The sequence below is a fragment of the Pseudomonas sp. 43A genome, assembly GCF_013363935.1.
In the GTDB taxonomy this organism is placed as follows: Bacteria; Pseudomonadota; Gammaproteobacteria; order Pseudomonadales; family Pseudomonadaceae; genus Aquipseudomonas; species Aquipseudomonas crudilactis.
Genome location: NZ_CP054880.1, coordinates 1,179,601 through 1,196,189 on the forward strand (window position 1 = coordinate 1,179,601; position 16,589 = coordinate 1,196,189).

General features: G+C 60.2%; 14 protein-coding genes. 5 read left to right on the plus strand and 9 right to left on the minus strand.

All coding sequences use genetic code 11. From position 1 onward, the window contains the following. Positions 1-28: 28 nt before the first annotated feature. Genes HUW52_RS05180 through HUW52_RS05200 form a run of 5 tightly spaced genes read left to right on the plus strand, consistent with a single transcriptional unit; the run spans position 29 to position 9,384 of the window. Positions 29-1,741 carry a DUF2138 domain-containing protein gene (locus tag HUW52_RS05180; RefSeq protein ID WP_175553116.1) on the plus strand — a complete coding sequence of 571 codons (1,713 nt, stop codon included), beginning with the start codon at positions 29-31 and terminating at the stop codon, positions 1,739-1,741. Further along, positions 1,726-2,376 (plus strand): DUF1175 domain-containing protein, encoded by a 651-nt coding sequence (locus HUW52_RS05185; protein ID WP_122608094.1) that lies wholly within the window; start codon positions 1,726-1,728, stop codon positions 2,374-2,376. The genes HUW52_RS05180 and HUW52_RS05185 overlap by 16 nt, the downstream gene beginning before the upstream one ends. Then, the gene (locus tag HUW52_RS05190) at positions 2,373-6,947 is read left to right on the plus strand and encodes an alpha-2-macroglobulin (protein WP_175553117.1); all 4,575 of its coding nucleotides are present in this window, start codon (positions 2,373-2,375) and stop codon (positions 6,945-6,947) included. Before HUW52_RS05185 ends, HUW52_RS05190 begins: the two co-directional genes overlap by 4 nt. A gap of 1 nt (position 6,948) precedes the next feature. Then, positions 6,949-8,568: a DUF2300 domain-containing protein gene (locus HUW52_RS05195; RefSeq protein WP_175553118.1), complete on the plus strand. Its 1,620-nt coding sequence runs from the start codon at positions 6,949-6,951 to the stop codon at positions 8,566-8,568. Positions 8,569-8,571: 3 nt separating this feature from the next. Then, positions 8,572-9,384 carry a YfaP family protein gene (locus HUW52_RS05200; RefSeq protein WP_175553119.1) on the plus strand — a complete coding sequence of 271 codons (813 nt, stop codon included), beginning with the start codon at positions 8,572-8,574 and terminating at the stop codon, positions 9,382-9,384. Between the two features lie 54 nt (positions 9,385-9,438). Here the strand turns inward: HUW52_RS05200 and HUW52_RS05205 are convergent, their stop codons facing one another. The 9 genes from HUW52_RS05205 to HUW52_RS05245 all read right to left on the minus strand — a co-directional run bounded on the left by HUW52_RS05205 (position 9,439) and on the right by HUW52_RS05245 (position 16,514). Beyond that, positions 9,439-9,735: a type II toxin-antitoxin system RelE/ParE family toxin gene (locus HUW52_RS05205; RefSeq protein ID WP_016984129.1), complete on the minus strand. Its 297-nt coding sequence runs from the start codon at positions 9,733-9,735 to the stop codon at positions 9,439-9,441. Next, positions 9,725-9,964, minus strand: a complete 240-nt coding sequence (locus HUW52_RS05210) for a type II toxin-antitoxin system RelB/DinJ family antitoxin (protein WP_016984130.1) — start codon at positions 9,962-9,964, stop codon at positions 9,725-9,727. Before HUW52_RS05210 ends, HUW52_RS05205 begins: the two co-directional genes overlap by 11 nt. Before the next feature lie 441 nt (positions 9,965-10,405). Next, a complete protein-coding gene (locus tag HUW52_RS05215) occupies positions 10,406-11,152 on the minus strand; it encodes a helix-turn-helix transcriptional regulator (RefSeq protein WP_016984131.1) in 747 nt (248 codons plus the stop codon). 223 nt (positions 11,153-11,375) lie between these two features. Beyond that, on the minus strand, positions 11,376-11,903 hold the full coding sequence (gene ppa, locus HUW52_RS05220; RefSeq protein WP_003205933.1) for an inorganic diphosphatase: 528 nt from the start codon (positions 11,901-11,903) through the stop codon (positions 11,376-11,378). A 112-nt stretch (positions 11,904-12,015) separates the two neighbouring features. After that, complete coding sequence (locus tag HUW52_RS05225; RefSeq protein WP_175553120.1) at positions 12,016-12,828, minus strand: zinc-dependent peptidase; 813 nt, start codon at positions 12,826-12,828, stop codon at positions 12,016-12,018. A 4-nt stretch (positions 12,829-12,832) separates the two neighbouring features. Then, positions 12,833-13,483 carry a DedA family protein gene (locus HUW52_RS05230; RefSeq protein ID WP_034153744.1) on the minus strand — a complete coding sequence of 217 codons (651 nt, stop codon included), beginning with the start codon at positions 13,481-13,483 and terminating at the stop codon, positions 12,833-12,835. A gap of 229 nt (positions 13,484-13,712) precedes the next feature. Beyond that, positions 13,713-14,174 carry an N-acetyltransferase gene (locus tag HUW52_RS05235; RefSeq protein ID WP_007910890.1) on the minus strand — a complete coding sequence of 154 codons (462 nt, stop codon included), beginning with the start codon at positions 14,172-14,174 and terminating at the stop codon, positions 13,713-13,715. 115 nt (positions 14,175-14,289) lie between these two features. Next, positions 14,290-15,123, minus strand: coding sequence for an ethanolamine ammonia-lyase subunit EutC (gene eutC / locus HUW52_RS05240; protein ID WP_371929239.1), 834 nt, complete (start codon positions 15,121-15,123; stop codon positions 14,290-14,292). Further along, on the minus strand, positions 15,120-16,514 hold the full coding sequence (locus HUW52_RS05245; protein ID WP_175553122.1) for an ethanolamine ammonia-lyase subunit EutB: 1,395 nt from the start codon (positions 16,512-16,514) through the stop codon (positions 15,120-15,122). The genes eutC and HUW52_RS05245 overlap by 4 nt, the downstream gene beginning before the upstream one ends. Positions 16,515-16,589: the final 75 nt, after the last annotated feature.

Genomic DNA, 16,589 nt, shown 5'->3' on the forward strand with positions numbered 1-16,589 from the left:
TGCACGGATGAAATCGGGCTTTGAAAAGATGAGCGATAACACTGTTACTTCGGCTGCCGACACGCCAGCGGCGAAACCTTCGCGGCGCTGGCCCTTGTTGCTGGCCGGGTTGTGCCTGGTGGCCGGCGTGGCGGGCGGTTTTGGCTGGCTGCTGCTCAAGCCCAAGGCGCCGCCGGCGGAATTGGCCAGTGACAAGCTCGGCCTCAGTCGCCCGGATGCGTTGCTGGAGACTCGCTCGCTGAGCCAGTTGCCCAAGGACTTGCTGACGGTGCCGTTCCTCAAGGCCACGCTGACCGAAGATTTCGTCTTCTATTACGAGACCCATGCTGATCGCCTTGGATTGATCGGCAGTCTGCGCCGGATCATCTACGAGCATGATCTGAAGTTGCAGGACAGCCTGATCGAACAGCTTTTCGATCAGCCAGCCGATGTCGCACTGTGGCGCGGGGCGGATGGTCGCTTGAAGGATTTCCTGTTGGTGATGGATCGCGGCGGGCTGGCGAAACTGCTCGAGCCATTGGCAAAGGTTGCGCTGGATGACACGCAACTCAGCCAGATGGGCGAACTCAAAGTCGGCGGCGATAGCGTGCCGCTGTACCAACTGACCTACAACGCCAGCAAAGCCCTGTTGTTCGCCTCCCACGGCGACAAACTGGTGGTGCTGTCCAATCCGGCCAAGTATTACGACCCGGAAAGCGGCGCGTCTGAAGAGTCGGGCCACGTCTCGCCACAAGCACTGGCGGCGCTGCTCAACGGCGAAAAACTATTCCCTGAAGCCTTCGGTCTGCCAGCGAAAACCCCAGAAACCAAGCAGCGTCTGTCGGTCAATTCCAGCGTTCTCGCCATGGGTTATCAGCGCTTCATCCCGAACTTCGCCGGGCTGCGCTTCGACATGGACGACAAGGGTTGGCACAGCTACCTCGCCATGGACGAGCTGGAAAACCAGCCCGACTTCGATTTCAAACCGGTCTGGCAAGCCATGCCGCTCGGCGCCAGTGCCTGCGTAACCTTGCCGGTCGCGGCCGAACCGCAAAAACCGCTGTTGGTAAAACTTGGCGCCGAAGAAGCCGTGGCGCAGACCCTCACCGAACATGTGGCCGGCGCGGCGGGCCTGTGCTGGTACGCCGATTCGCGTTTGTACACACCGTTACTGGTGGCCAGTCTGAAGGACGAGGACAGCAGCAAACTCGACGGCGATCTCGGCAAACTGTTTGGCTCGATGGTCGGCGCGTTCGAGGCCAACGTCGAAGAAAACGTGTTCCCGGTGGTCGAGAAACAAGAAGGCCAGAGCCACGTCTGGCAGCGTCAAGTCAGTTCCAACTTCGGCCCGTATGCGGCGAAGACTGCGGAAAACCCGGATGCAATTTCCGGCAAGGCTTTCATGAAAGTCAGCCTTGCCCGTCACGGTTCGACGCTGCTGTTTTCCCTGGATGACAAACTCGTCGACAAGGCTCTCGGCACCCTCGACAAACGCTTCCCGCCGATGGCCGACGTGCTGCCCAAAGACGTGCTGATGCCGATCTACTTCGGCCCGGATTCGATGGCGCAACTGATGCAGCAGGAAACCCTCGATAGCCTGCCGCAGGACATGGAGCCGGTGTTCTATAACGCCGCGCAAACCTACCTGATTCCGAAACTGCGCACCCTCGGCGGCTATGGCAAATATGCCCTGACCTTGCCCGAAGGCAGCGAGCCTGACGGCCACTGGCAATGGTTGCCGCTGGAATGGAAAGCGCTGTGACGACACTGATCCGCAGCCTCGGCCTGCTCGCGCTGTTACTCAGCGCGGGCGCCCGCGCCGTTGAAGCTCCAGCGCTGGATCCGGCGCAGTCCCAGGTGTTTCGCGCCTGGTTCGTGCGTATTGCCCAAGAGCAACTGAGCCAAGGCCCGAGCCCGCGCTGGTATCAGCAGGACTGTGCCGGGCTGGTGCGTTTTGCCGCCAACGAAGCGCTGAAAGTCCACGACGACAAATGGCTGCGCAGCAATGGCCTGTCCAATCGTTATCTGCCGCCGGAACTGTCGCTCAGCGATGATCAGCGCAAGCTTGCCCAGCAATGGCAGCAGGGCGGCGGCAAGGTCGGGCCGTACGTCAATGCGATCAAACTGATTCAGTTCAACAGCCACCTGGTCAGCCGCGACGTGTCGCAGGCGCGGCCCGGTGACTTGATGTTTTTCGATCAGGGCGACGACCAGCACCTGATGATCTGGATGGGCCGCTACATCGCCTATCACACCGGCACTACCACCCCGACTGACAACGGCATGCGTTCGGCAAGCCTGCAGCAACTCATGACATGGAAGGACACCCGATGGATACCCGACGCAGCCAACCCCAACTTCATCGGCGTCTATCGACTGAACTTTCTCTCCCAATGACCGGTGCCCGCATGTTGCGACTCTGCTCCCGAATTCCTTTGCTGCTGGCGCTGTTGCTGCCAGTGGCCAACGTCAACGCTGAAGATTCGGTCGAGCCGAGCAACTACGCGCCGGTGTCCGGTGAAAGCTTTTTCCTGCTCGCCGACAGTAGTTTCGCGGCCGACGAACAGGCGATGGTGCGCCTCGAAGCGCCGGGTCGTGATTACCGGCGTTTCCGCATGGAACCCTACGGTGGCGCCGACATTCGTGTGTATCGCATCGACAAGCCGCTGGACTTCCTCAAACGTCAGAAGAACCTGCATCGGGTGGTCAGCGACGGCCAGTTCAAGGGCGAAGGCCTGTCCAACACCCTCGCGTATCTGTGGGACAACTGGTACCGCAAATCCCGGCGGGTGATGCAGCGCGCGTTCTCTTATGAATCGCGCAAACAGGTCACCGAAGAAGTGCCGGAACTGAAGATGGGCAACGCCATCGCAGCGCCGACGCCGTACGACGCGCAGCCGCAATTTGCGCTGATTCCGGGTCTGCCGGTGGTCAGCCAGTTCCGTTATCCGCTGTGGCAGGCCAAGCCGATTCAGCCGCCGGAAGGGGTGAATCTGGCGGGTTCATCCAGTGATTTCGTTAGCGTCGCGCCCGGCAACGTTTATATCCCGTTGGGCAATCTGAAGCCGGGTCTGTATCTGGTCGAAGCGCTGATCGGCAAGTACCGCGCGACCACCATGGTGTTCGTCTCCAACACCGTCGCGGTGAGCAAGATTGCCGGCGATGAATTGCTGGTCTGGGCCGCACGCAAACACGAAGGCAGCTCGGTGCCCAAGGTCAATGTGCTGTGGACGGATGGCCTCGGCGTGATGAGCAGCGGGGCGACTGATGCCGATGGCTTGCTGCGCCTGAAACACGTCAGCCCGGAGCGTTCGTTCGTTATCGGCGAGGACGAAGAGGGCGGCGTGTTCGTCTCCGAGAACTTCTATTACGACAGCGAAATCTACGACACCAAACTGTATGCCTTCACCGACCGGCCGTTGTATCGCCCGAGTGATTGGGTGTCGCTGAAAATCGTTGGTCGCGAGTTCAAGAATGCGCGGGATTCGGTGTTGCCGGGGGCGGCGGATGTCACGGTCAGCGTGCTCGATGCCACTGGCACCGAGTTGCAGCACCTCGATTTGAAACTCGATTCGAAGGCCGGTACTCAAGGCCGCTTCCAGTTGCCGGATAACGCCGTGGCCGGTGGTTACGAGATTCGTTTCAACTACAAAGATCAGGCCTATAGCAGCGCCTTTCGTGTGGCGGAGTACATCAAGCCGCACTTCGAAATCTCGCTGAACCTGGCCAAACAGGATTACCGCACCGGCGAGCCGGTCAAAGGCAGTCTGGTGTTGCTCTACCCGGACGGCAAACCGGTGGCCAACGCCAAACTGACCCTGAGCCTGCGCGCCCAGCAACTGTCGATGGTCGACAACGAGCTGCAATACCTCGGGCAATTCCCGGTGGAGCTGACCAGCACCGAACTGACCACCGACAGCAAGGGCAACGCGACCCTCGACCTGCCAGCCGCCGACAAACCGAGCCGCTACATGCTCACTGTGTTTGCCAGCGACGGCGCGGCGTATCGGGTCAAGACCACCAAGGAAATCCTCATCGACCGTGGTGCCGCGAGCTTCCGCTTGAGCGCGCCGCAACGCTTCAGTGCGGTCGGTGACAAGGTTGCGTTCAGCTACGCCAACGAAGGCGGCACTGAGCAAAGCAAAGCAGTGACGCCGAGCACTTATGGCTGGGTGCGTCTGGAAGACCAGAGCACCGGTGAAGGCAAACTTGCCGCGAAGGATAAAGGCTTCAGCCTCGCGTTCGAGCGTCCGGGCACCTACAACCTGACCTTGAAAGATCAACACGGTCGCGTCCTCGGTGCTACCGGGCATGCGGTCACTGGCGATGGCGTCAAAGCGGTGCCAGGTACCGTGGAAATCGTCCTCGACAAGCCTGAGTACAAGGCAGGCGATGAAGCGCTGGCGCTGATCACGTTCCCGGAACCGGTCAGTGATGCATTGCTCTCGCTGGAACGTGACAAGGTCGAAGCCACTGCGCTGCTGGCCAAGGGCGGCGACTGGTTGAAACTGGAAAAACTCAGCGACAACCAATACCGCGCTCGTATCCCGGTGAAGGACAACTTTGCACCGAACCTGACCTTCTCCGTGCTCTACACCAAGGGCGGTCAGTACAGCTTCCAGAATGCCGGGATCAAAGTGGTCGCGCCGCAAATCGACGTGGCGATCAGCACCGACAAAGCAGTGTATCTGCCGGGCGATACCGTCACGGTTGACCTGACTACGCAGTTCGCCGGCAAAGCGGTGCCGGCGCATCTGACCGTCAGCGTCGTCGACGAAATGGTCTACGCGCTGCAACCGGAAGTCGCGCCGACCATCGACCAGTTCTTCTACCACCCGCGCCGTAACAACGTGCGCACCAGTGCGAGCCTGTCATTCATCAGTTACGACGTCGCGTTGCCGGGTAGCCCCGGTGCGCCGGGCAAAGCCAATCGCAGTGAGCGCGGGGTGAAAGTGCTGGAGCGGCCGCGTCGTGAAGACGTCGACACCGCTGCGTGGCAACCGGAGTTGTTGACCGGTGCCGATGGCAAAACCCGCTTCACCTTCAAGATGCCGGACTCTTTGACCCGCTGGCGCATCACTGCTCGCGCCATCGCCGATGACGGTCAGGTCGGGCAGAAGAAGCAGTTCGTTCGCTCGGAAAAACCGCTGTACCTGAAGTGGAGCGGCCCGAGCAAATTCCGCAAGGGTGATCAGCCGCAACTCGGTGTGTTCGCCTTCAGTCAGGCCGAGAAACCGGTCAAGGCTGAACTGGTGACTCACTACGCGGGCGCTGAACAACGCCTGCCGGTGACCTTGAACAATGGCATCAATTATCTGCCGCTGCCGGCGTTCACATTGGCTTCCGGCGAGTGGACGGCGGAGCTGGTGCAGGACGGCAAGACCGCCGATTCCCTCGCTGTGCGCCTCAGTGCGACCGGTGATGGCTGGCAGGTGACGCAGACGCAAAGTCTCGATGTCGCCAGTGGTGACACGCCGTTGAGCCTGCCGGCCGACGCCAGCGATATTCGCCTGCGTCTGGATGACAGTCCGCAAGCGTTGTTCCGTTCGGCACTCGATGATCTGCTCAGCTATCCGTACGGCGGCGTCGAGCAGACGGCCAGCCGTTTGCTGCCGTTGAGCATCGCCTATCCATCACTGGCATCGAATCCGCAGATCCGCGATCGCTTGCGCCTGATCATGCAGAACAGCCGTCTGCGTCTGGTGCAAATGGCCGGGCCGTCGGCGAGCTTCACCTGGTGGGGTTATGACGGTGAGCCGGATGCTTTCCTCACTGCCTACGCCTATTACGCCGACTGGAACGCCAGCCAAGTGCTGGAGCTGACCCTGCCGCCGGAACACTGGCAGCGTGTGCTGGAGGTGTACGCCAAGCAGGCGCCGAACACGCCGTTGCTGCAACGGGCGCTGATTCTGTCGTTTGCCAAGCAGATGCATTTGCCGGTGAACACACTGCTCAGCGGCTTGATGGACGATCTGGCCAAGGCCGGCGAAGGCAATGCTGAAACCATGCTCGACGATGGTGAAGACAGTCTGGTGATGAGTGATCCGGATTCGGCGCTTGGTCTGGCGGCGGCCCGGGTGCTGACCGCTTCGTTGGCCACACAGTCGAAAGTGGCCTTGCCGGACGCGTTCAATCGTCAGATGGCTGCTGCGCAACAGCGTCTGGCGGTCAGTTCGCAGCCGTTTGCCGAAGCCTTGAACCTGTCGCTGCAACCGTTCGATCAGGCGCGCTCGCAAGCGCTGTTGCAACGTCTGCTGCCGCAACAATCGACCCTCGAACGTGCGCTGGCGTTGACCTGGCTGCAACGCAGCATCGCCCAGGCTTCGCCGACCATTGCGCTGACGCCGGGTGAAGGCTGGAAGAAAAACTACGGTACAACCGGTGAGATGTATTGGACATGGCAGGGCGCGACGCCAGTGCCGAGCGTGTTGACAGTGTCCGGTACGCAAGAGCGTCCGCTACGTGCAGCGTTGAGCTTCCAGACCCAGCAGCCGGCGGTCGATCCGATGGCTGTGACCATCACCCGTCGCCTGTCGCGACTGGTGCCGGGCGATGAAGCTTTCACCTTTAAGCTGGAGCCGGTCGGCACCAAGCCGTTGTCCAGCGACAGTCTGTATCTGGACGAAGTGATCCTCACCAGCAAAGCGCCGAAACCGCTGCGCTACGGCATGCTCGAAGTGCCGTTGCCGCCGGGCGCCGATGTCGAGCGCACGACGTGGGGCATCAAGTTGCAGGGCAAGGACGGCACCGAGCCGACCGCGCTGGAGAAGGCGCGCTTCGAACCGGGTCAACTGGCGTACGCGGTGCCGGTCGATGCGCTGAGCGGCGAATTACGCCTGCGCCATCTGGTGCGCTTCTCGCAGAAGGGCCAGTTCAGCTTGCCGCCGGTGCGCTTCAAGCAAGTCTACGCGCCACAGCATCAGGCCCAGGAAGCGAAAGCTGCCCTCGGTCAGGTCACGGTCAACTGACATGAGCCGGCCGCTGCTGTGGCTGCTGATATGTATGTTCCCTGCGCTGGCGACGGCGCAGGATGAGCCGCTGCGCTTGGCCTATAAGGGCGAGTTGTTGTCGTTGAGTCAGACGCAACTGATCGCCCGTGAACCGTTACCGTCATCGCTGGATACGCCGCTGGGCAGTCTGTGGAAGTTGTTTGTCTACGCGTGGCTGTTCGATACAGGTGCTCGGGAGCCGGCGTATGAATGTCGCGGGCAGTCGAAGGACGAGGTTTATTGCTGCGCGGCGGGCGGCAAAATCGAGCGCGATCAGGCGCTGGTGAAATCCTGCGGGTTGTATTTTGAGCCTGCACGGTTGGGCATTTCTTCTGCCGATTGGCGGACGTATTGGCAAGCGCGACAGGCACCGTCGTGGTTGCTGGACTTGCCATCGGTGCAACCGGCTCAACGGGTGTCCGTGGTTGATTTGCTGAAGGTCTTGGCCTCACTACCGGCGCAGGATCAGGCGCGTCGAGTGCTGCTCGATGTGGTGCTGAATGCGGCGGATGGCAATGTCGTTGGCGAACTGGGCGGGCGTTTGCGGGTGAAAACCTGGAGCTGGCTCGGCGATCAGGACCCGCAATCGCGACAGGGTGGGTTTGCCGGTTGGACGGCGGATGGTTCGCCGATCTGGGCGGGCGGACGTGGCACCAGCCAGATGGTCTTGCGCCATTACGGCCAGGCGTTGGCGACCGTATTGCCAGCGGTGTGGCCGGCAGAGGCGGGGCGTTGTGTTGAAGTCGGGTTGTTCTCGCGTTATCCGGTTACGCGGGTTCTGACTGGCGAGCGGGTGGTGACTTCCGGCCCGTTGCAAGGCGATTACCGCGTCGAATTCACCAATGGCAACGCGCTGGATATCCACAGCGACGGCGAACTGTTTCTGCTCAACGACAAACTCGTCGCAAGGCTTGATCGCGAAGAGTACGTCGCCCGCGTGCTGGAACGTGAAGCCAAACCTGAACCCGCCGAAGCTGCCAAGGCGTTGGCCGTAGCGATCCGCACGTATCTGCTGCAAAACGCCACACGCAACGGCGACTGCCTGAGCATCGACGACAGCAGTAATCGCCAACGCGTCGCACCACGCCCGGCCTCTGCGGAATCGCGCAACATCGCCGCATGGACGGCGGATCTGGTTTTGGCCGGCAGCACCGTCACCTATCACTCCGATCAACCCGGCCCGGACAAACTCGCCTGGCAACAAGCCGTCGAGCAAGCCAATGCCGGTCAGCGTTACGACGCGATTCTGCTGCACGCCTATCCGCGCGCCAGCCTCAGTCGTTGGGACAACCCGGTTGCATCCTGCGAAGCGCTGCCCGCTGCGCAAGACTGGCTGCAAAAACAACGTCGCGGCTGGCGCCCGACGCTGGAAAGCGAAACCGGCTACAACGAAGTCAGCACCTTCGCCGTGTGCAAACTGGCCTTCGGCAGGCCCTTCGTCGATCGCGAACGCCAACGTATTTACGTGCGTGGCGTACTGACCCTGCAGGATCGCCTCGACCTGACCCACGAATATCTGCACCTGGCCTTCGAAGCACACCCCAACGGCCAGGATGAAACCTACATCGAAGGGCTCGCCCGTCACCTTTTGCTGGAATAGACCATGACACTCCGTTATCCACAGGTCTTGCTGCTGCTCTGCACGTTGACCGCGTTAGCGCCGGCCATCGCCGCCGACAGCGTCAAACTCGACACCCCAGTCGGCGGCTGGCGCAGCGGCGCCCCCGAAGGCGAGGGCGAAAGCTTCCGCCAGACCGTCAACTACCCGGCCTCGTCGGTCAACACCCCGGTCGGCCAGGCCAACACCGCCCGCATCAGCGGCGAGATCAAAGCTACGTCAAAGAACAACGAGCCCGGCCGACTGATCGTCAACGGCGTCAGCATGCCGCTGAAAATCGACGACAGCGGCCGCTTCGACCGCCCGTTCTCCTTCCCCAACGGCAGCAACAGCGTCGAAGTGCGCAGCCCCGACGGCCAACAACGCCACCGTACGCAATTCCTCAACACCAGCGGCGGCGCCACCCCGGCAAAACTGCGCGTACTGCTGGCGTGGGACAGCGATGGCACCGACCTCGACCTGCACCTCGTCACCCCCGACGGCGCGCACATCTGGTACGGCAACCGCAGCGCCGCCAACGGTGCCGCGCTCGATGTCGACGTCACCACCGGCTACGGCCCGGAAATCTTCGCCATGCCGGCGCCGATCAAGGGCCAGTATCTGGTGTATGTGAATTACTACGGCGGTGGGTATCGCGGGGATGATGAGGGCGGCGATGAAGCGGCGCAGGCGCTGACCACGGCGCAGGTGACGGTGATTACTGAAGAAGGGACGCCGAGCGAGAAGATGGAGACTTTTCTGATCCCGATGCGGACGGCGGGGGAGTTGACGTTGGTTAAGGCGTTTAGTTATCCGTGAGGGAATTGGGCTGCGGGTTGCTGCCCAATTTCAGGTCGCAGACATTGGACCGACTCAGGGCAGGAGCGAAAGACGGTCCTGCGCAACCTCGTAAGCAGCTTCTCTCTCTCGCTTCCCGATTGCGATTACGAACACCACAATCTCTTGATCAAGGACCTGATAGATCAGGCGATAGCCAGCGCTTTTCAGCTTCACTTTGTAGCAATCCGGGAGCTCGCGAAGTCGATTGGCTTCTATTCGAGGATTCTCCAATACCTCTGTGAGTTTCTTCTTGAACTGGTGGCGAACCGTATCGCCGAGTTTGTTCCACTCCTTTAAAGCACGACGATCAAATTCAAGGTTATAGGTCATCCAGACTTACCTTGACTCGTTGAGGTGCCGCGAGGCGTTCGGTGACTACGGCTATGAGTACTTCATCTTCCTCGCTGAGCAATGCTGCTTTGAAGGGTAGCTTGCCTCGCTCGGCGACGTATTGGAGTGTCTGGCGCAAAAGCTCTGAGGGGGTTACTCCCAGCTTTTCCAGTTCGGCGAAGGAGCGCTGCTTCAGATCATCGTCGATGCGAATGTTGATGGAGGCCATGATGAAATACCTGTAATGACGTTTGTCGTTACGGTACCAAGAGGCTCTTCTGTTCGACAAGCGCGAATTTATGTTTCAGACGGTAGGCCGGGTTTATTTCAGGCATTAAAAAGCCGGCTTGTGGCCGGCTTCTCGGGGACTGGCTTGGCCTATTTTTGGTAAGCCTTGCCAGCCTTCAAAACGTACATCCGGATCTGCGTCCGGCTGTGGGACTTGGTCAGACGTTGGTCTGCCGCGTCGGGCGCTGTCTGAGCCGCGGAGCGGGTCGATGCGCAAATGTGGGGCGCAGGATACTGAGTTTTGCTGTGGATTCCCAGTCTGAAGTGCGGTTTAGAGCGACTTCTGCGTCAGAAATCCGGGATTTGTACCGAATGTCCGGGCCGCTTCGTGAGCAGGCTCGCTCCCACAGGGCTCAGTGCAAACTCGAAAAACTGCATCAAGTCAGAGAAACGGCACCACCGGCCGCCGCTTGCTCACGGTCGACCACCAGAATACCCAGCCCAATATATGAATTCTTTGCTCCTCGATCTGCGCCGGGCGGAACACTTCGTCCGGGTATTCGGCGCTGTTGTGGCTGCGCAGGCGCAGGCCGTTGCCAGGCATACGGTGCAGGTATTTGATGCGCAGCATGCCGTCGTGTTCGATGGCATAGATCTCGCCGTCCACCACTTGAGTCAGGCCGCGGTCGATGGCGACGATGGAGCCGTCTTCGATGCGTTCGGCCATGCTGTTGCCGATCATGTGCGCACAGATAGCGTCGGCGGGGCGGATTTCCAGTTGATCAAGGGGCGCGCGCAGCAGCCGGATGGAGAGATCCGGATCCTGAATGACGTGGGTTTTGTCGGAGCCGTTGCTCAGTGGTGTTTCTTTGAAGAAGGCCAGTTCGATGTCGTTGGGATGGATGAATCGATAGGCGCCTTGGGGGTCGTGGGCATCAAAGCTGTCGCCATTGCTGGCAGGCTGATTCAGGCTTGGCGCTTCTTTTGTGCCTTCGCCGGTTTTCAGCCATTCGCTGTTGACGGACAGCAGGCGTGAGACTTCTTCCATGCGATACGCCGGGACGCCCCGGGTGTACCAGTTGTGGACATTTTGGGCTTCCGTGCCCCAGAACTTTGCGAAACCCGTCGTGGAGATGTTCGCTGCTTCCAGGAGTGCCTTGAATCTTGGACCGCTAGTGTTCTTTCTCATAAACACGGAGTCTACGGCCGTGCCAGAGCGGTTTGAATAAACCGGGCGTTCAAAAACGGACTGAATTTTGCGACGGGATGTAAGACGTTCTTGTGGGAAATTACACAAGATAAAACTTTTCTGTAGTCCGTCATAAACACTCTGTTTAAGGCGGCTTTTCCCAAGCACAAAAAACCCCGGATCAACCGGGGTTTTCTTCAAGCATCACGCGTAGCGCAGGTGCTTAGCCTTTGTAGGCGGCAACCGACTTGGTGATCGCTTCGCGGGCGGCGTCTGCACCGGCCCAGCCTTCGATCTTGACCCATTTGCCTTTTTCGAGATCTTTGTAGTTCGCGAAGAAGTGCTCGATCTGCTGGATCAGCAGTGGCGGCAGGTCGGTGTATTCCTTCACGTCGACGTACAGCTGGGACAGCTTGTCGTGTGGGACTGCGATGACTTTGGCATCGCCACCGCCGTCGTCGGTCATGTTCAGGATGCCGACTGGACGCGCGCGGATCACCGAGCCTGGAGCAACCGGGTAAGGGGTCACAACCAGCACGTCGAGGGGATCACCGTCGTCTGCCAGGGTGTTCGGGATGTAACCGTAGTTGGCCGGGTAGAACATTGGGGTGGCCATGAAACGGTCAACGAACAGGCAATCGCTGTCTTTGTCGATTTCGTATTTGATCGGCGCGTGGTTGGCCGGGATCTCGATCGCGACGTAGATGTCGTTCGGCAGGTCTTTGCCAGCCGGAATCTTGCTGTAGCTCATTGGGCGTTGCCCCCGTAGTTGACCAAAAACACTTGGCCGGATTGACCAAAAAGTGGCGGCGATTATAGGCATATTCTGCCGTCGACGCCATGTACCGAAAGTCGTGCAGAGCTTAGTCGTGCGCCTGATAGACCGGGTCTGTGGCCTGAAGTTGCCGCAACCGGCTCAACGGATCCTGACGGTAGAAAAGCTGCAACTGCGCATACACCTGTGGATAAGCCTCATGCAGCAGATCCGGGGCGCTGAAGAAGTATTCGCTGGTGACCGCAAAGAATTCCGCCGGGTTCTCGGCGGCGTAGGGATCGATGGCGGTTTCGGCGTCCGGGTCATGGTCGAGCTGGCGGTTGAGGTCGTCGTAGGCGTGTTGCATCACCTCGGCCCAGTCGCTGACGCGCATGTCGGTGTGCAGCGGCGGCAGGCCGTTGGCGTCGCCGTTGAGCATGTCGAGTTTGTGCGCCAGTTCGTGGATCACGAGGTTATAGCCTTCCCAGCCACCACTGGCCATCACGCCGGGCCAGGCGAGGATGATCGGCCCCTGCTGCCAGGCTTCGCCGCTGTGCTCGCCGTCCCACTCGTGCTCGACACCGCTGGCGTCACGATGACGTTGCGGGCTGAGGAAATCGTCCGGGTAGAGGACGATTTCATGAAAACCCTGATACCAGTTCAGATCGCCGAGATTGAGCAGCGGCAGCTGCGCCTGAGCGGCGAGCAGCAGGCGCTGTTCCTGATGCAATTCGACGCCGGGCAGGGCGCTCAGGTGTTTGTCGTCGAGGAACAGCACGCAGGCTTCACGCAGCCACTGGTCTTCAGCGGCGCTGATGCCATCCAGAAAACTCAAGTGATGGCGCACCCGTTGCCACATGTCGTCGGCAATCGGGTGCTTCGTCAGAATGCGCCGGCGACGCCAGGCGCTAAGCGACCACATCGGCTTAATGCGATTGGGCTTTGGTGCCGCCGAAACGGCTGCGAACCACGCCGAGTATCATCGGCACCAGCGACAACAGAATGATTGCCACTACCAGCAACGACAGGTTTTTCTTGATGAACGGTACGTTGCCGAAGAAGTAGCCCAGGGTGACCAGACCGCCAACCCAGAGAATGGTGCCCAGTACGCTGAAACCGAAAAAGCGTGCGTACGGCATCTTCGCCACACCGGCGACGAACGGTGCAAAGGTCCGGATGATCGGCAGGAAGCGCGCGAGCGTTACGGTCTTGCCGCCGTGTTTGTCATAGAAATCGTGAGTTTTTTGCAGGTAATCGCGACGGAAGATTTTCGAGTTCGGGTTGCTGAACAGCTTCTCCCCGGCCGTTCGTCCGATCACGTAGTTGGTGCTGTCGCCGAGTATGGCCGCGAGCATCAGCAGACCACCCAACAGCACCGGATCCATTCCACCGCCAGCGGCAACGGCACCGGCAATGAACAGCAGCGAATCACCCGGCAGGAATGGCATTACCACCAGACCGGTTTCACAGAAAATCACCAGAAACAGGATGGCGTAGATCCATGGCCCATAGTTGTTCACCAGCAAATCGAGATAAACGTCGAGATGCAGGATAAGGTCGAGCGGGTTGAAATCCATGGAGGCACCTGTATGGCGGCCCGACTCGGCAGGCCTGTGCGGATGACTTCGTGTAAGCCTACAGCGGGGTGTAGTTTTTCTTACAAGCCGGAAAGCTCGGGATTATACGGTCTGAAAGATGAAAAGCGCGTTGCTTTTGTAGCGAGGGATGTCGGGCTGTGAATAATTGTCAGCATGCACCCGGCATGTCTGAGGGAGCAGGCTCCCCCATCACACGTTGCGTTTGCAATCAAAGCTCTTCGCTGATCGGCAGCACGTAGTTCTTGAACTCGGTGTCCTCCTTGAACCCGATGGATTCATAGGTTTTCTGCGCGACTTCATTGTTGCTGCTGGTGGAGACGCGCATGCGCACGGCCTGGGTTTCCTTGGCCATTTTCTTCGCGGTACGGATCAGGTTGTCGGCGACCAGTTGGCGGCGCGCATCTTCAGCGACATAGATGTCGTTGAGGATCCACACGCGTTTGAGCGATAACGAGGAGAAGCTCGGATAGAGCTGACAAAAGCCCATCAGTTTCTTGTCGTCATCATCGGCCAAGGCCAGGTAGATCACCGATTCCTTGCGGCGCAGGCGTTTTTCGAGGAACGCGCGGGAGGAATCCGGGTAAGGCAGGGAACCGTAGAACTCGCGATATTTGACGAACAACGGGGTCAGCAAATCCAGATGTTCGAGGGTCGCTTGAATAATCCGCATGATAGGTCTCGTCTTCAAGTGGCTGTCTTCAACTGCTCTGACGGCGATGGGAAACCCGTGCGGCCGTGCATCGATCCTGCCTGAAACCTGCGCAGAAACGCAATGCAGAAACGGTTCAGGTTGTGGGCGGATCGAGTAGGAAATTACCTTTCATGTCTACACCGGCGTCCGATTCCAGCGTCTGAATCTGTGCTTCGTCCTTCAGGTTGACCCCTGACAGCTGCCGCCGACAGGCTTCGCGCATCAAATAGAGCAAGCGATGCGCCGCCATGCCGTAGCTCAAGCCTTCGAGCCGCACATTGGAGATGCAATTGCGGTAGGCATCGGTCAGTCCGACCTTTGGATTGTAGGTGAAATATAAACCGAGGCTGTCCGGCGAGCTCAGGCCCGGGCGCTCGCCGATCAGCATTACCAGCATTTTTGCGCCGAGCAACTGGCCGATTTCATCACCGACGGCGACCCGACCCTGTTCCACCAGCACCACAGGGGCAAGCGACCAACCGTCGGCAGTCATCTGCTCCTCCAGTCGGGTCAGAAACGGCAAGGTATGCCGATGCACCGCCAGCGCCGACAGGCCGTCGGCCACGACAATCGCCAGATCGACACCACCGGGGTGCGCCGCAGCGTAGTCACGCAAGGCCTGTGCTGATTCATCGCTGAGTTTGCGGCCCAGATCCGGGCGTTGCAGATAGCTGTTGCGATCCACTGCCGCGCTGTGCAGCAACAAGGATTTGCACCCGCGCTCGCTCAGTTGCGCGCTGAGCCCAGCGTGATCGAACGGCAAGTGCACGGCATCCCGTGCCTGCGCGTGGGCAAACTGGAAATCCAGTTGTGCGCTGGTCGGCAAACTGGTGCCGGTGCGGCCTAGGGCGATCCGCGCCGGGGTCAGGCGGCGCAGTTGCAGCCAAGGGTTTTGCAGGTCCACGGGCGGTTTTTCCATGCGACTCATCCCAGTTGCGCCAGCGCTTGGCGGAAGGCCGGCGGCAAATTGTTACCGAAGCGAACCTTGCCGTCCGCTTGCGTGAAGATGCCCATGTGGGCCAGCCATTGCTCGAACTCCGGCGCCGGTTTCAGGCCCAGGGTCTGCCGGGCGTAGAGCGCGTCGTGGAACGACGTGGTCTGGTAATTGAGCATGATGTCGTCGGAGCCGGGGATGCCCATGATGAAGTTGATCCCGGCGACCCCGAGCAACGTCAGTAGGGTGTCCATGTCGTCCTGATCGGCTTCGGCGTGGTTGGTGTAGCAGATATCGCAGCCCATCGGCACGCCGAGCAATTTGCCGCAGAAGTGGTCTTCGAGGCCGGCGCGGATGATCTGTTTGCCGTTGTAGAGATATTCCGGGCCGATAAATCCTACAACCGTGTTCACCAGAAACGGCTTGAAATGTCGCGCCACCGCGTAGGCTCGGGTCTCGCAGGTCTGTTGGTCGACGCCGTGGTGGGCGTTGGCCGACAGCGCGCTGCCCTGACCCGTCTCGAAATACATCAGGTTCTGCCCGAGAGTGCCGCGATTCAGGCTCAGGCCGGCGTCATAGCCTTCCTGCAACACGTTCAGGTTGATGCCGAAACTGGCGTTGGCCGCTTCGGTGCCGGCAATCGACTGGAACACCAGGTCCAGCGGCACGCCACGATTGATCGCCTCGATAGAGGTGGTGACGTGAGTCAGCACGCAGGCCTGAGTCGGGATGTCGTAGCGCTGGATGATCGCGTCGAGCATCTCCAGCATCGCGCAGATCGAGGCGATGCTGTCGGTGGCCGGGTTGATGCCGATCATCGCGTCGCCATTGCCGTAGAGCAGACCGTCGAGAATGCTCGCGGCGATGCCGGATGGCTCGTCGGTAGGGTGATTGGGTTGCAGGCGCGTGGAGAGACGCCCGCGCAGGCCGAGGGTGCCGCGAAACTTGGTTACCACGCGAATCTTTTGCGCCACCAGCACCAAATCCTGCACGCGCATGATCTTCGATACGGCGGCGACCATTTCCGGGGTCAGGCCGGGGGCGAGGTTGCGCAGGCTGGTTTCATCGGCGGCGTCGCTGAGCAGCCAGTCGCGGAAACCACCGACGGTAAGGTGGCTGACGACCGCGAAGGCCTGCTTGTCGTGGGTGTCGATGATCAGTCGGGTGACTTCATCGGACTCATAAGGAATCAGCGCCTCTTGCAGGAAATGCCTGAGCGGGATGTCGGCCAGGGCCATTTGTGCGGCCACGCGCTCGCCGTCATTGAGCGCGGCGACGCCGGCGAGGAAATCCCCGGAGCGCGCCGGGCTGGCCTTGGCCATGACGTCCTTGAGGCTGTCGAAGCGATAGGTCTGGGCGCCGACGGAATGGGCGAATGCGGCCATGGGGCGGTGTCCTCCAGTAATTACTGCAATCTGCTTTTGTGTAGGAGTGAGCCTGCTCGCGATGCAGGCAACTCG

Excerpts from the sequence above, each read along its gene's own strand:
- HUW52_RS05185 (WP_122608094.1), top strand. The coding sequence starts at position 1,726 with ATGGAAAGCGCTGTGACGACACTGATCCGCAGCCTCGGCCTGCTCGCG.
- HUW52_RS05180 (WP_175553116.1), top strand. The coding sequence starts at position 29 with ATGAGCGATAACACTGTTACTTCGGCTGCCGACACGCCAGCGGCGAAA.
- HUW52_RS05215 (WP_016984131.1), bottom strand. The coding sequence starts at position 11,152 with ATGAGAAAGAACACTAGCGGTCCAAGATTCAAGGCACTCCTGGAAGCA.
- HUW52_RS05210 (WP_016984130.1), bottom strand. The coding sequence starts at position 9,964 with ATGGCCTCCATCAACATTCGCATCGACGATGATCTGAAGCAGCGCTCC.
- HUW52_RS05230 (WP_034153744.1), bottom strand. The coding sequence starts at position 13,483 with ATGGATTTCAACCCGCTCGACCTTATCCTGCATCTCGACGTTTATCTC.
- HUW52_RS05195 (WP_175553118.1), top strand. The coding sequence starts at position 6,949 with ATGAGCCGGCCGCTGCTGTGGCTGCTGATATGTATGTTCCCTGCGCTG.
- eutC (WP_371929239.1), bottom strand. The coding sequence starts at position 15,123 with ATGAGTCGCATGGAAAAACCGCCCGTGGACCTGCAAAACCCTTGGCTG.
- HUW52_RS05225 (WP_175553120.1), bottom strand. The coding sequence starts at position 12,828 with ATGTGGTCGCTTAGCGCCTGGCGTCGCCGGCGCATTCTGACGAAGCAC.
- HUW52_RS05200 (WP_175553119.1), top strand. The coding sequence starts at position 8,572 with ATGACACTCCGTTATCCACAGGTCTTGCTGCTGCTCTGCACGTTGACC.
- HUW52_RS05205 (WP_016984129.1), bottom strand. The coding sequence starts at position 9,735 with ATGACCTATAACCTTGAATTTGATCGTCGTGCTTTAAAGGAGTGGAAC.
- HUW52_RS05245 (WP_175553122.1), bottom strand. The coding sequence starts at position 16,514 with ATGGCCGCATTCGCCCATTCCGTCGGCGCCCAGACCTATCGCTTCGAC.
- HUW52_RS05235 (WP_007910890.1), bottom strand. The coding sequence starts at position 14,174 with ATGCGGATTATTCAAGCGACCCTCGAACATCTGGATTTGCTGACCCCG.
- ppa (WP_003205933.1), bottom strand. The coding sequence starts at position 11,903 with ATGAGCTACAGCAAGATTCCGGCTGGCAAAGACCTGCCGAACGACATC.
- HUW52_RS05190 (WP_175553117.1), top strand. The coding sequence starts at position 2,373 with ATGACCGGTGCCCGCATGTTGCGACTCTGCTCCCGAATTCCTTTGCTG.